The 14,272-nt window shown below is 67.5% G+C and carries 11 protein-coding genes, 2 tRNA genes and 2 pseudogenes; 8 read left to right on the top strand and 7 right to left on the bottom strand.

The features are described 5' to 3' along the window. From QOI01_RS20590 to QOI01_RS20570, 5 genes and pseudogenes are all read right to left on the bottom strand, one after another. Positions 1-102 (bottom strand): annotated as a pseudogene (locus QOI01_RS20590) (3-hydroxyacyl-ACP dehydratase); the annotation flags it as partial. Further along, the gene (hadA, locus tag QOI01_RS20585; RefSeq protein ID WP_526384196.1) at positions 89-565 is read right to left on the bottom strand and encodes a (3R)-hydroxyacyl-ACP dehydratase subunit HadA; all 477 of its coding nucleotides are present in this window, start codon (positions 563-565) and stop codon (positions 89-91) included. The gene hadA and the pseudogene QOI01_RS20590, both read right to left, overlap by 14 nt. 51 nt (positions 566-616) lie before the next feature. Next, complete coding sequence (gene rpmG / locus QOI01_RS20580; protein ID WP_011854752.1) at positions 617-784, bottom strand: 50S ribosomal protein L33; 168 nt, start codon at positions 782-784, stop codon at positions 617-619. Between the two features lie 39 nt (positions 785-823). Then, positions 824-897: transfer RNA gene (locus QOI01_RS20575), tRNA-Met, on the bottom strand. Positions 898-959: 62 nt separating this feature from the next. Beyond that, positions 960-1,032, bottom strand: a tRNA-Thr gene (locus QOI01_RS20570). Between the two features lie 120 nt (positions 1,033-1,152). Between QOI01_RS20570 and QOI01_RS20565 the strand changes: the two genes are divergently transcribed. From QOI01_RS20565 to QOI01_RS20545, 5 genes are all read left to right on the top strand, one after another. Then, on the top strand, positions 1,153-1,878 hold the full coding sequence (locus QOI01_RS20565) for an MBL fold metallo-hydrolase (protein WP_526384194.1): 726 nt from the start codon (positions 1,153-1,155) through the stop codon (positions 1,876-1,878). Between the two features lie 100 nt (positions 1,879-1,978). Further along, the gene (locus QOI01_RS20560; RefSeq protein ID WP_526384192.1) at positions 1,979-3,013 is read left to right on the top strand and encodes a DUF4352 domain-containing protein; all 1,035 of its coding nucleotides are present in this window, start codon (positions 1,979-1,981) and stop codon (positions 3,011-3,013) included. 158 nt (positions 3,014-3,171) lie between these two features. Further along, entirely contained in the window at positions 3,172-4,149 is a 978-nt protein-coding gene (locus tag QOI01_RS20555) for a phospholipase effector Tle1 domain-containing protein (RefSeq protein WP_526384190.1), read from the top strand. Between the two features lie 131 nt (positions 4,150-4,280). After that, positions 4,281-5,132, top strand: coding sequence for a DUF8453 domain-containing protein (locus QOI01_RS20550; protein ID WP_526384188.1), 852 nt, complete (start codon positions 4,281-4,283; stop codon positions 5,130-5,132). A gap of 39 nt (positions 5,133-5,171) precedes the next feature. Beyond that, positions 5,172-5,885 carry a crotonase/enoyl-CoA hydratase family protein gene (locus tag QOI01_RS20545; RefSeq protein WP_526384186.1) on the top strand — a complete coding sequence of 238 codons (714 nt, stop codon included), beginning with the start codon at positions 5,172-5,174 and terminating at the stop codon, positions 5,883-5,885. Positions 5,886-6,018: 133 nt separating this feature from the next. On the opposite strand, the gene QOI01_RS20540 is transcribed toward QOI01_RS20545, so the two are convergent. Both QOI01_RS20540 and QOI01_RS20535 read right to left on the bottom strand, forming a co-directional pair. Beyond that, positions 6,019-6,765 carry a hypothetical protein gene (locus tag QOI01_RS20540; protein ID WP_526384184.1) on the bottom strand — a complete coding sequence of 249 codons (747 nt, stop codon included), beginning with the start codon at positions 6,763-6,765 and terminating at the stop codon, positions 6,019-6,021. Positions 6,766-6,776: 11 nt separating this feature from the next. Continuing rightward, entirely contained in the window at positions 6,777-7,382 is a 606-nt protein-coding gene (locus QOI01_RS20535) for an HD domain-containing protein (RefSeq protein WP_526384182.1), read from the bottom strand. 120 nt (positions 7,383-7,502) lie between these two features. Here QOI01_RS20535 and recC point away from each other — a divergent pair, with 120 nt between their 5' ends. The 3 genes and pseudogenes from recC to QOI01_RS20520 form a co-directional block, all read left to right on the top strand. Beyond that, a complete protein-coding gene (recC, locus tag QOI01_RS20530) occupies positions 7,503-10,781 on the top strand; it encodes an exodeoxyribonuclease V subunit gamma (protein ID WP_526384180.1) in 3,279 nt (1,092 codons plus the stop codon). Continuing rightward, positions 10,781-14,092, top strand: a complete 3,312-nt coding sequence (recB, locus tag QOI01_RS20525; RefSeq protein ID WP_526384178.1) for an exodeoxyribonuclease V subunit beta — start codon at positions 10,781-10,783, stop codon at positions 14,090-14,092. The genes recC and recB overlap by 1 nt, the downstream gene beginning before the upstream one ends. Beyond that, positions 14,089-14,272: pseudogene (locus tag QOI01_RS20520) on the top strand (exodeoxyribonuclease V subunit alpha); the annotation flags it as partial. The gene recB and the pseudogene QOI01_RS20520, both read left to right, overlap by 4 nt.

Raw genomic sequence — 14,272 nt, 5'->3', positions numbered from 1 at the left:
GGACACACCTGCGTAGTTGACCAGGTCCATTCGGGTCAGCGGAATGACGCGCTCCGGAAGCTCGTCGCCGACCTTCACGGAACTGAACTCACGTAGCGCCATCTGAAAAGCCCTCTCCGCTGTCGTCTGAACGACCGGCCAGGGTCGTGTACGTCTCTTGCACGGCCTCGCCCTTGTCGTTACTGATGATGTTCTTGGTGACGATGATGTCGGTGCCGTGCGCCTGCCGATACGCATGCACGTAAACGTCGCAGTAGAGCCGGTCACCCACCTTGATGGGCCGCAGGAACTTCAGCTCCTGGTCGACCTGGACGATCTGCGCGTCGGTGATGCCGATGTTGGCGTAGGCGAAGAAGGCCGTCTGCGCCTGGTAGCCGAAGACCGACATGAAGGTCAACGGTGCAGGCAGCGACCCGTGGCCGAGCACTGCCGCGGCGTCCTCGTCGTGATACGCGGGATCGTCGTTCTTGACGGCGACGGCGTACTCGCGCACCTTCTCGCGCCCGACCTCGTAGAAGTCGGGGTAGCGATAGTGCATCCCGATGATGTCGGACGACAGCGGCACGGACAGTTCCCCCATCAGTCAACCCCGAGCCGAAGCTCGCGGGGTTGTCCGTTAGCGCGATTCCTTGTGGGCCCGGTGAACGCCACAGTTCGGGCAGAACTTCTTGAGCTCCAGCCGGTCGGGATCGTTGCGCCGGTTCTTCTTCGTGATGTAGTTACGGTGCTTGCACACCTCACAGGCCAAGGTGATCTTGGGCCGTACGTCTGTACTCGAGGCCACGTCAGTCGTCCTTCTTCGTTCACTTGCGTTGTCGTCTTGTAGCGGTGGGGGGGCTCGATCCCCCGACCTCACGATTATGAGTCGTGCGCTCTAACCAGCTGAGCTACACCGCCATGTTCGGGCGCCTGCTACCCCTGGCTTCTCCCGTCGCTTCGCTCGCCCCGGGAAACCACCGAGCCCCCTAACGGAATCGAACCGTTGACCTTTTCCTTACCATGGAAACGCTCTACCGACTGAGCTAAGGGGGCAGTCGCCTGCAGTCGCGCCGCAGGGCCTTAAAGAGGGTACATTCCCGCCGTTATCCTCACCAAACCGCAGCGTGGCGGGGGGCTAGGTGAAGGTTGAGTCCTGGGCCCTACTGTTGCAGAATGGCCAGCCCAACCGACCAGGACCGTCTGTACTTCAAGCAATTGCTGTCGGGGCGCGACTTCGCCGCGAACGACGTGATAGCTCAGCAGATGCGCAACTTCGCCTATCTGATCGGTGACCGCCAGACCGGCGACTGCGTCGTCGTCGACCCGGCGTATGCGGCGAACGACCTGCTGGATGCCCTGGAATCCGACGGCATGCACCTGTCCGGGGTGCTGGTCAGCCATCACCATCCCGACCACGTGGGCGGGTCGATGATGGGCTTCGAGCTCAAGGGCCTTGCCGAGCTGCTGGAGCGGGTCAGCGTGCCGGTCCATGTCAATACCCATGAGGCGGATTGGGTTTCGCGCATTACGGGGATTGCGCTCAGCGAGCTGACCTCCCACGAACATGGCGAAAGGGTCTCGGTCGGCGACGTCGAGATCGAGCTGCTGCACACTCCCGGCCATACGCCGGGCAGTCAGTGCTTCCTGCTCGACGGCCGGTTGGTCGCCGGCGACACCCTCTTCCTGGAGGGGTGCGGGCGCACCGACTTCCCCGGCGGCAACGTCGACGACATGTTCCGCAGCCTGCAGGCGCTCGCAACGTTGCCGGGGGATCCGACGGTGTTTCCTGGGCATTGGTACTCGGCTGAGCCGAGCGCCTCGCTGTCGGAGGTGCGCCGGTCCAATTACGTGTACCGGGCGAGCAATCTGGACCAGTGGCGCACGACGATGGGTGGCTGACGCAGGGGTTTGCCTGATCCGAAGTGGCGCGTTGGCTGACGGCCTGCGCTATTTTTGGTGCGCGCGCCTGCGGGGCGCATACCTGGGGGAGGACCGTGCGATGACTACACCGGCCGATTGGTATCCGGATCCTGAAGACCCGACCGGCCTGAGATATTGGGATGGCACCGGTTGGACCGAACACCGTACTCCTGCCGTCGCACCACCCACCCCGGTCGAGTCATCGGCAGCGGAACCACCTGCTCCACCGGCCGACGAATTCCCCTCGAGCGGGGAGCCACACGCAGGGGCCCACCGTGCCCCCGATCCCGGGCGGGAACCGCTCGCCGGGTCATATACCCCCACCCCGAGCCAGCCGTACGACACCCATCCGACCACCGCCCACGAGGCGCCGTCCTACGAATCACCGTCCTACGAGGCGCCGTCGTGGGATGCGCCGCCTGCCGGGCCCTCGTACGCTCCCCCGCCCGGACAGTCCTATGAGGCAGCGTCGTTCGCCCCACCGCCTGGCCCGCCGGGCGGCCCATCCGGTGAGGGACCCAACAAGAAGCTGGTCATCGGAATCATCGGCGGCGCGGCGGCCATCTTGTTGGCCATCGTTCTGGTGATCGTCTTCGTGGCGATTCGCAAAGGCGAACCGACGATGACCGCGTCGCAAGCCACATCGTCGGAGTCAACGACGGCGTCGAATGCGACCACTACGTCAGAGACGGACACCCAGTCCTCCGCGACCGAGGCGCCGTTGCCGCCACCCACTGGCGCCCAGGGCAGCGACGGCGACTACACCTTCTCGGTCGCGAGCACCGAGACCGGTGACACCATCACCTCGACCGTCAGCGACTCCGTCGAGACGACCGCGGACGGCATCTACTACGTGGTCCATCTCAACGTGGCCAACACCGGTACCTCGCCGCTCAGCTTCGTGGCGACCTTCCAGCAGCTGAGCGCCGCGGGGCAGACCTTCCCCCTCGACGACACGGCGACCGCCTTCCTCGGCGGCACCGTCGCCGACATCGCGCCGGGTAGCCAGGTGGAGACTCCGCTGGTGTACGACGTGCCGGTGGGCACCCAACCGGACTCGATCCTGTTGCGGGCCGATCCCGCGAGCCCGGGCGTCGAACTGCCTTTGCAGTAGCCTCAGGCGACGACTGATTCCGTCGCCGAAACATGCACACTCCCAAGGATCCGTCGCCACTTTCTTCCCGAGATGACAGATTCGCTAGACATCGCGGCGTTTGGTTGCCAGACTCATACTTAAGACCGTTTGAGTCACGTCGGGGGGCGGGGTGGATCGTGAAGAATGTCGTGCTGTGTTTCGACGCCGACGGGGTGGGCAGTGCGTCGGAATTGTTCGGTTTGCTCGACCAATCCAACGACCAGGTGACCTGGTATCACCGTGACGCCGTAAGCCGGCGGCAACGCGACGCCTTCCGCGGCGCGCGCGCCGCGGTCGGTGAGGCCTACGAGTTCGTTTCTCGACATTGGGACCCGGGTGACCGCCTCTTCGTGTTCGGCGCCGGACGCGGCGGTTACTGCGCCCACGCGCTGACACGGCTGCTCGGCATCGTCGGCGTGCTTCCCTCGACGTCGAGCGACCTCGTCGACTTCGCCCTGAGCGCGTACGCGCTGCCGCGCACACCGAGGACGGCGTGCGACTGGTGGCGCGTCAGGCAGTTGATCGAAGATCTCAACGATGACGTCGTCATGGCCGTATCCGTCGCGTTTCTCGGCACGTGGGACGCCGTCCGAACCGCGGGGCTGCCCGCCCTTCTCCCAGACGCGCACGCCAACGTCGTCACCGCGAGGCACGCACTCGCCATCGACGGCGGACCGCTGCACCGACAGATCGTGCCGGTGCCATCCGGCGGGGTAGATGCGGTGTGGTTCCGCGGCGGTCATTGCGACATCGCGGGCGGGCCGGGCGCGTGCACCCCGTTGACCGGGATCGCCGTCGACTGGGTCCTCGCCGGCGCGCTGTCGGCTGGCGCAGGCCTGCGCAGCGATGCCCTGTACGCGACGCCCCTCCCCGGCCACGCCGACGCACTCGCGGGAAGCGTGCACGGCGTGCCCTGGCGCAAACCGCCCGTCGACGCCAGTGTGCACGCCAGCGTCGGGGCGTACCTGCAGGCCCATCCGGAGTACTGGCGGCGACTACCGTCGCGCATCGTGTGGGCCGACGACGACTGGATTGCGCGGGGGGAGCGGCTCGTCGTTGCCCCGACGCCGTCGGTGTCAGTCCCAGCAACGGAACTCGAGGCCATCGCCTCCTAGCCGTCGGCGGCGCGGTGGCACCCCCATACCGCGCGCGGTACCGTATAGCCGGTCGCTAGCAACTGCCGAAACGTGCGTTCACGAGGCCGTTGGCGAAGCGCCATTGTCCTGAGCACACGCGAATCGAGCAGATGAGGGCCTGGGTGGACTGGATCAACGATCGGCTGGGCGACTTGAGGGACCTCGGATCCGGCGGCTGGTTGGCGATCGCGGCGTGGGTGGCTCTCGTCCTCGGCCTCGTCGCGCTCGTATGGGCCAACCGCCAGCTCAAGAGGAACCGCCAGCTCAAGAGCGAGCAGGTGCGTCCCCAGGTGACGATGTTCATGGAGCCACACCCGACGGACTGGCACGTCATCGAGCTGGTGGTGCGGAACTTCGGGCAGACCGCCGCTCATGACATCCGATTCGACTTCGTCAACCATCCGACGGTTGCTGCGTACGAGGACTCCCAGTTAGATGGCAAACCCGAAATAGCCGAACTCGACCTTCCCAGCGAACTCCCATACTTGGCTCCGGGGCAGGAATGGCGGACGGTGTGGGATTCGGCGATCAGCCGTGAGGAACTCGGCGGCTCGATTCGGTCCAGGTTCGACGGCGCGCTGACGTACTCCGACCGCCCGCGACCCGGCGCCAAGACGACGAAGACCAACAGGTGGAACAAGCGGGACACCTTCGAGACGAAGTTCCGCCTGGACTGGGCGACCCTTCAGCCGGTGCAGCGCATCGACCTGATGACCACTCACGATCTGGCCAAACGGGAGAAGCAGAAACTGGAGCTGCTGCGGAGCGTGCTGACGTACTTCCACTACGCGTCCAAGGAATCCCGGCCCGACGTGTTCCGCGCCGAGATCGACCGAATGAACAAAGCGGTGGAGGAGACCCAGGATCGTTGGCGGACCAGACAGATGGACCAGACCACCGAACTCGACTTCCCGTGGATCCAAGACGGGGCGGCTGGCCGTCATTCCGCGAACAAGGGCTAGTTACGATCGGCTCGTCCACCTGCATCCAAGGGAGAGCCGATGACAAGCACCGTTGCCTATGAGCTGACCGAGTCCGTCGCCACGATCACGCTCGACGACGGCAAGGTGAACGTGCTCTCGCCTGCCATGCAGCAGAACCTCAACCAGGCGCTGGACCTCGCGGAGAAGGGCGCGGCCGACGGCAAGCTGAAGGCCGTCGTGCTGGCGGGCAACTCGCGGGTCTTCAGCGCCGGGTTCGACCTCAGCGTCTTCAACTCCGGCAACGCCGCGGCAGCGCTCGGCATGCTGTCCGGCGGCTTCGAGCTGTCGATCAGGCTGCTGAGCTTCCCGGTCCCGGTGATCATCGCGGCGACGGGTCCGGCGATCGCGATGGGCTCGTTCCTGATGCTCAGCGGCGATCACCGGGTGGGTTCACCGAGTGCGCGCTGCCAGGCCAATGAGGTCGCGATCGGCATGGTCCTGCCGATCTCGGCGATCGAGATCATGCGGGCGCGGTTGACGCGCGCCGCGTTCTCGCGGGCCGTTTCCATGGCGGCCGTGTTCACCGGGGCCGAGGCAGTGTCAGCCGGCTGGCTCGACGAGATCGCCGAGGACGGAAACGTTTTGGCGCGGGCTCACGACGTCGCTTCCGAAGCCGCCGCCGGGTTGGACGTCAAGGCTCACCGGGCCAGCAAGCTGAAGGCCCGCAAGGATGCCATCGCGGCGATCCAGGCGGGCATCGACGGGCTGCCTGCCGAGTTCGCCAGCAGCTAGACCTCCCCGGGGGTGCCTGTCGAGTTGCCCGTCTCTGAGCGACTTTTGCGTCCCGGCGGTCCCCACTAAGTGGCGAAAGTCGCTCGTAGGCGGGCATTTACACCCATGCCCCCAGACTCGTGACAGGTGTGACTCAGCGTTCAGGGGTCGACGCGAGCGCCTGCAACCACTTCTGCGCTTCGTGGGCGAACTCGAGCTTGGGTGCCGCCGCCTCCCGAAGCGCGTCGTATGCCGTGCGGAGCTCGGGCAGTTCCCGTGCGACGCGATCGGCAAGGGCGGTGTCGTCGTCGACTGGCAGTGCCGAAAACGACTGGTAGGCAACGCGCGCCGCCGCGATCGCCGTCAGCCCGGCATCCTCGGCGGGCGGCGCGTCAACCATGCGGACGAGTGCGGTCAGTGCTTGGCGGGCTCGATGCGCCCCAGACCTGGCCACCCGCAAGGCACTGGCGGCGTCCTGCTCCGCGGCCAGTACGGCGCGCGCCTGCGCAACCCACTCGTCGTCCAGGGTGCCCTTGGCGCACACCGGGCAAGGCTGCGTGCCGTGCCGGTCGTGGAACTCCAAGCTGGTCTCGAGGAACTGGACGCGGTCGGCGGAGAGCGCATCCGCGGCGTGTTCCGCCTCGGCCTGCGCGCTGGCGGCTGAACGCAGTGCGGCACAGGCCTGTTCGACTTCGTCGACGTCGGGTGCGGTCGACGCCGCGGCCTGCTGCCGAGCGAGTGTCTGGACCTCTGCGTCGAGCCGGCTCATCGCAACGGTCAGCGGGTCGCCGGCGGGCAGGTTTCGCCAGGCGGCGAGTACGACCAGCCGCGCCTGTTCGCTCAGCTTGTCGTCGTGATCGGCTCGTTGCAGGACATGGTCTCTGAGCTGTTCGTCGGCCATCGCCGACAACCCTATTCGTTGGTCGCCGCGGTGACGAGATTCTCCAACTCCCCCAGCACTCGATCGAGCTCGTCGACCAGCCAGGTGGTGTTCTTGGCCTTGAAGACGGCCAGCAGCGACCTGTAGTACCAGAGGTGCTTCTGCGGGTCCTTCACATTGAATCGCGTCCAGAGGTCGGAACCGTGGATGCGGTAGTCGCGCAGGATGGCGCGGGCATTGTCGACCTTGTCGCAGAGCGACACCAGGATGGTGGCCTCGGACACGTAGCCGAGGTGGTCGATGTAGGTCTTCTTGCGTGCCTCCCACGGCGGCTTCGGCACCTGGTCGGTGTCACTGCACTCGTCGACGATGGTCGCGACGTCGTCGCCGAACTTCTCGCGGATCTCGGCGAGCACCGGCGGGCCGCCCTGATCTTCGACCGCGTCGTGCAGCAGCCCGGCGATGGCCTGGGTCTCGGTGCCGCCGCCCTCGATCACCAGGCTCGCCACCGACAACAGGTGACCGAGGTACGGAATGTCACCGCCCTTGCGGGTCTGCGTGCGATGGAGCTCGGAGGCGTACTGCAGGGCCTCGTCGAAACGCGTGGTCAGCTTGGGCTCAGTGGTCTCTGCTGGCATCTTCGTCCCCCTCTGTTCACCCTCACCATGACACACGGCTGTGACACCGCGGCGCCCCGTCGAACAAAGCCGACCCCATTCCTCGACCCCCTGTCGGGAGCACGTCCTATGGTTGCGTCGATGCCGCTTCACCTTCACCGCGCCGATCGCACCGATCTGTTGGCAGACGGACTCGGCGCCCTGCTCTCCCAACCGCTCGAGGACCCGTTCGCCATGGAGTTGGTCCTCGTACCCGCCCGCGGAACCGAGCGGTGGCTGAGTCAGCGCCTGTCGCACGTCCTTGGCCGCGGCTCTGGGGCGGACGGGGTGTGCGCCGGCATCGAGTTCAGGAACCCCCATTCGCTGATCGCCGAGATCACCGGAACCAACGATGACGACCCGTGGGCACCGGACGCCATGGTCTGGCCGCTGCTCGAGGTCATCGACGAGAACCTGACCCAGCCGTGGTGCCGCACGCTGGCCACCCACCTCGGTCACTTCGCGGTCGGCGAGGAGAGGGAGCTGCGCCAAGGCAGGCGCTATGCCGTCGCACGCCGACTCGCCGCCCTCTTGGCGTCCTACGCCAGGCAACGGCCCCAGCTGCTGGCCGACTGGCTCGACGGCAACGCCGACCTCGACGGCGACCTCGACTGGCAACCTCCGCTCTGGCAGGCACTCGTCGATCGCGTAGCCGCCGATCCGCCGCACGTCCGGCATCAGAAAACCCTTGCCCGCCTTCGGGAATCACCGATCGATCTGCCGCCGCGCCTGTCCCTGTTCGGCCACACCCGGTTGCCGATCACGGAGATCGAATTGATCGAGGCGCTGTCCACCCACCACGACGTGCACCTATGGCTGCCGCACCCCAGCGACGAGCTGTGGTGCGCGCTGAGGGGTGTGCGCGGGCCCATCGCGCGCCGCGACGACACCAGCCACCGGGCCGTTCACCATCCGCTGCTCGCCACCCTCGGCAGGGATCTCCGCGAGCTGCAGATCATCCTGCCGACGAATCTGCGCACCGACGAGTATCTCGGTGGTCGCGAACACGCCGATACGCTGCTCGGCTGGCTGCAGTCCGACATCGCCGCGAATGTTGGTCGGCCACAGGGCCGGACGCTTGCCAAGGGTGATCGGTCCGTCCAGGTTCACGCCTGTCACGGCGAAGCCCGACAGGTTGACGTACTGCGGGAGGTGCTGCTGGGCCTGCTCGTCGACGACCCGACACTGGAGCCACGCGACATCCTGGTCATGTGCCCCGACATCGAGACGTATGCTCCGCTGATCAACGCCGACTTCGGGCTCGGCGACGTGCTTCGTGGCGCGCATCCGGCGCACCGGCTGCGGATGCGACTCGCGGATCGCTCACTCGTGCAGACCAATCCGTTGTTGGGCGTGGCTTCGCAACTGCTGACCCTGGCCGGCAGCAGGGTGACCGCCAGTGAGGTGCTCAACCTCGCGCAGTCTGCCCCGGTGCGCGCCCGCTTCGGTTTCACCGACGACAACCTCGAGGACGTCACCCGCTGGGTCCGTCAGGCGAACGTCCGCTGGGGGTTCGACCAGGAGCACCGTCAGCCATACGGTGTCGACTTCGTTCACAACACATGGCGTTTCGGCATCGATCGGGTGCTAGCCGGTGTCGCCATGTCCGACGATGCGCACGCCTGGATCGGGTCCACGCTGCCATTGGACGACGTCGGCAGCAACCGCGTCGAACTGGCAGGCCAACTCGCCGAGTTCATCGACCGGTTGCAGTGCACCGTCGACGCGCTCACCGGTGACCACCCGCTGAACGACTGGCTGCGCGCGTTGGAGGACGGCATCACGATGTTGACGCGCGTGACCGATGCCGACGCGTGGCAGACCAGTCAGACGCAACGCGAGTTCGGCCAGGTCCTCACCGACGCAGGCGCTCGGTCGAGCACGGTGTTGCGACTGCCGGACGTCAAGGCGCTTCTCGACCGCCACCTCGCGGGACGCCCGACGCGCGCGAATTTCCGCACCGGCACGTTGACGGTGTGCACGATGGTGCCGATGCGATCGGTGCCGCATCGGGTGGTGTGCCTGGTCGGCCTCGACGACGGCGTGTTTCCGCGCCAGGGGATCACCGACGGCGACGACGTGCTGGCCCGCAACCCCGTCACCGGGGAACGTGACAGCCGCTCCGAGGACCGGCAACTGTTGCTCGACGCGGTCGGGGCGGCCACCGAGAAGCTGGTGATCACCTACACCGGCGCCAACCCCCACTCCGGGCAGGCACGTCCGCCTGCGGTGCCGTTGGCCGAGTTGCTCGACGCCGTGGACGCGACCACCTCCGAGAGTGTGCGCGAGCGGGTGGTCGTGCATCATCCGTTGCAGCCGTTCGACATTCGCAACGTCATACCTGACAAGCTGGTGCCCAACGTGCCGTTCACGTTCGACGATACGGTCCTCAAGGCGGCGAAGGCCAGCACCCGCGAACGGAAGGAGCAGCCGAAGTTCATCTCCGGCCCGCTGCCCGCGCAGCCACACGAGGACGTCGCACTCGCCGATCTGATCGGGTTCTTCAAGGATCCGGTCAAGGGCTTCTTCCGCGCGCTGGAGTACACGCTGCCGTGGGACGTCGACGGCGTCGCGGACGAGATCTCGGTCGACATCGACGCCCTGGAGCAGTGGGCCGTCGGCGACCGGATGCTGGGCGACATGCTGCGGGGCATGACGCCCGACGACGCGCGGCAGGCCGAGTGGCGACGCGGCACCCTGCCGCCGGGTCAGCTGGGCTGGCGCAAGGCGGGTGAACTGCGCGAGCAGTCCACGCTGCTCGCCGCGACGGCGCTGGGATACCGGAAGACCGACGCGGACGCCTATGACGTCGACATCGACCTGGGCGCCGGACGCCGCCTGACGGGCACGGTGTCGCCGGTGTTCGACGACCGGTTGGTCTCGGTCACCTACTCCAGGCTCGACGGCAAGCATCTGCTGGCATCGTGGATTCCGTTGCTGGCGTTGTTCGCCCATCATCCGGGCCGGGACTTCTCTGCGGTGTGCATCGGGAGGCCCAAGCGAAGCGGTTCGCCGAGCGTGCGTGGTCTCGGCGCGCCTCAGGAACCGGCCGTCGACGTTCTGCGCGACCTGGTGGCGATTTACGACGCCGGCCGACGCGAGCCCCTGCCCCTGCCCATCAAGACGTCGTATGCCTGGGCGTGCGCCCGCCACGAGAGTGGCGACCCCGAACGGGAAGCGTCCTACAGGTGGAAGTCCGGCAACTATCCGGCGGAGGACAAGGACCCGGCGCAGGTGCGGGCGTGGGGGGCGAACGCCTGGCTGAAGGAACTGATGCAACCGCTGCGGCCGGGTGAGGAGGTCGACGGCGAGACCCACCGACTGGGCGCCTACGCCGCGCGGCTCTGGCTGCCGATGCTGCGGGCGGAAGTGATGCTCTGATGGAACGTTTCGACCTTCAGGGGCCGCTGCCCGACGCGGCCTCCACCACCGTGTTGGAGGCCAGCGCAGGCACCGGCAAGACATTCGCACTCGCCGGACTGGTGACGCGTTACGTGGCCGAGGGCGCGGCGACGCTCGACCAGATGCTGCTCATCACCTTCGGCCGCGCAGCCAGTCAGGAGCTGCGCGATCGGGTGCGTCGTCAGATCACCCACGCGGCCGCCGCTTTCGACGATCCGTCACTCGTCGGCGACAACGACTTGGTCACGTACCTGGTGACGGGCACCGACGAGGAACGGGATGCCCGCAGGCGGCGGCTGCGGGATGCGTTGGCCGGCTTCGACGCCGCGACGATCGCCACCACCCATCAGTTCTGCCAGCTGGTGCTGAAGTCGCTGGGCGTGGCGGGTGACTCCGACTCTCGCGTCACGCTGGTGGAGAGCCTGACGGACCTGGTGACCGAAGTCGTCGACGACCTCTACCTCGCGCACTTCGGCCAGCAGCGCGACGATCCGGTACTGACGTATCCCGATGCGCTCAAGCTGGCGCGCGAGGTCGTCCGCAACCCCGCGACGGAGCTGCGCCCGCTCGACCCGCCAGCCGACTCGCGGGCCGCAGTGTGCGTCAGCTTCGCCAATCACGTTCTCGCCGAGCTGGAAACGCGCAAGCGCAGGCTGGGGATCCTGGGCTACGACGACCTGCTGACACGACTGGCGGAGGCCCTTGCCGCCGAGGACTCCGCCGCCCGGCTCCGGATGCACCAGCGCTGGCCCATCGTGATGGTCGACGAGTTTCAGGACACCGACCCCGTGCAGTGGCAGGTGATCGACCGAGCCTTCAGCGGACGGTCGACGGTGATCCTGATCGGCGACCCGAAGCAGGCGATTTACGCCTTCCGTGGCGGTGACATCGTCACGTATCTGAGTGCCGCTGAAACCGCGGGCGCGAAGAAGACGCTGGGCACCAACTGGCGCAGTGACGGCGTCCTGGTCGACCGGCTGCAGGCCGTGCTGCGTGGCGCCGAACTCGGGGACCCCGCGATCGTCGTCCACGACGTCGAGGCGGCGAACCAGGGCAGTCGGCTGGTTGGCGCACCGCACGGCAATCCGTTCCGGTTGCGGGTCGTGCAGCGAGGGACGTTCGGCCTCAGGGGCACTCAGAACATCCCGATCGGCGACATCCGACAGCACATCGGCAAGGACCTCGCCAACGACATCGGTGCCCTGCTCGCCAGCGGCGCCACGTTCGGCGGCGAGTCGGTGCGGGCGGGTGACGTCGCGGTGATCGTCGAGACGCACAAGGACGCCCGGGTGTGCCAGCTCGCACTGGACCGGGCCGGGATCGCGTCGGTCTACACCGGCGACACGGACATCTTCGCGTCGGAGGCGGCCGACGACTGGCTGTCGCTGCTGGAGGCGTTCGACCAACCGCACCGCGTCGGAGTGGTCCGCGCTGCCGCGGCGACGATGTTCTTCGGCAAGTCCGCAGAGCACTTGGTGCAGGGCGGTGACGCACTGACCGACGAGATCGCAGACACGTTGCGGGAGTGGGCCGGTCACGCCCGCGAGCGCGGGGTCGCAGCGATCTTCGAGGCCGCGCAGCTGGCGGGCATGTTGGAGCGTGTGCTGTCGTGGCGCGACGGTGAGCGACACATGACCGATCTGGCCCACATGACGCAGCTGCTGCAGGACGTGGCGCACCGCGAGCACTACACGCTGCCCGCGCTGCGCGACTGGTTGCGCGCCGAGCGGGACGACCGCGGCGGGGCAGGCGAACGCAATCGCCGGCTGGACAGCGACGCCGCGGCGGTGCAGATCATGACGGTATGGGTGAGCAAGGGTCTGCAGTACCCGATCGTGTACCTGCCGTTCGCGTTCAACCGCTGGGTGCCCGAGCCCGACCTGATCCTGTTCCACGACGGGCCCACCCGCTGCCTGCACATCGGCGGCAGGGAGAGCCCCGACTACCGCGAGGTCGAGAGGCTGGGCCGCGAAGAGTCCGCGGGTGACGACAGTCGGCTGACCTACGTTGCCCTGACCCGGGCGCAGGCCCAGGTGGTGGCGTGGTGGTCACCGGCCCGCGACGAGCCCAACGGTGGGCTGTCCCGGCTGCTGCGCGGCCGCCGACCGGGTGAGTCCGTCGTGCCGAACAAGTGCGCCCCACCCAAGATCAACGACGACGACGCGCTCGCGCGGCTGCAGGAGTGGGAGGCCGCCGGCGGTCCCGTGCTCGAGCAGTCGGTGCTGACGCCCGCGCCGCCGCTGTCCGCCGAGCCGGCGCCAATGAACCTCGACGCCAGGCACTTCCACCGCTCGGTCGACACGACGTGGCGCCGCACCTCGTACTCGGGGCTGATCCGCGTTGCGGAGACGTCGGGGGTGAGCAGCGAGCCCGAGGTCGTCGCGCTGGACGACGAGGTCGGTGACCTCCCGCTGCTGCAGCCGTCGACCGGGCGGCAGGTGCTATCGCCGATGGCCGATCTCCCGAAGGGCGCGAAGTTCGGCACCCTGGTGCACGCGGTGCTGGAGACCGCCGATCCGTTCGCGGCGGATCTGGCCGCAGAGTTGGAGACACAGATCGGCAAGCACTCGGTCTGGTGGCCGGTGGACGTGCCCGCGCCCGAGCTGGCGGCCTCGCTGGTGCCGATGCACGACACGCCGCTGGGTCCGCTCGCCGCGGACCTGACGCTGCGCCGGATAGGGCTGCGAGACCGATTGCGGGAGCTGGATTTCGAGTTCCCGTTGGCAGGCGGTGACCTGGGTGCGACCGCACCAGAGATCCACCTGCGCGACGTCGGGCGGTTGGTGGCCGAGCACCTGCCTGCCGACGACCCGCTGGCTTCCTACGCAGAGCGGCTGATGAGCGATGCGTTGGGCAACCAATCGTTGCGCGGGTACTTGAACGGGTCCATCGACGCGGTGCTGCGCATCCCCGACCCCGAAGATCCAGCGAACGGCCATCGCTACGTGGTGGTCGACTACAAGTCGAATTGGCTGGGTGATGGAGACGGTTCACTGACGTCGGCCGACTACGAGCGGGCCCGGCTGGTCGAGGCGATGCTGCATTCCGACTATCCGCTGCAGGCGCTGCTGTACAGCGTTGTGCTGCATCGTTTTCTGCGGTGGCGGCAGCCGGGATACGACCCCGATCGTCATCTGGGCGGCGTGTTGTACTTGTTCGTGCGTGGCATGTGCGGCGTGGACACCCCTGTGGTCGACGGCCATCCCGCGGGCGTCTTCGACTGGCAGCCTCCGGCGTCGCTGATCGTGGCCATGTCCCAGCTTCTCGACGCCGGGAGGGCGGCCGCGTGACGTCCGTCGAACCCGTCGACACCGCGAACTGGCGCCGGGCCTCCGGGGCCTCGGGGTTGCTGGCGGCGTTCAACGACGCCTCGGTCATCGACTCGGCGGATGTGCTCGTCGCACAACGGCTCAGCGCATTGGCCAAGGAAGCCGACGAACGGGTGATGCTGGCCGTCGCCCTGGTGGTGC

This window comes from Mycobacterium sp., assembly GCF_032162605.1.
Lineage (GTDB): Bacteria > Actinomycetota > Actinomycetes > Mycobacteriales > Mycobacteriaceae > Mycobacterium.
The sequence above is the reverse complement of the archived record's forward strand: the minus strand, read 5'-3'. Positions and strand labels throughout refer to the sequence as shown.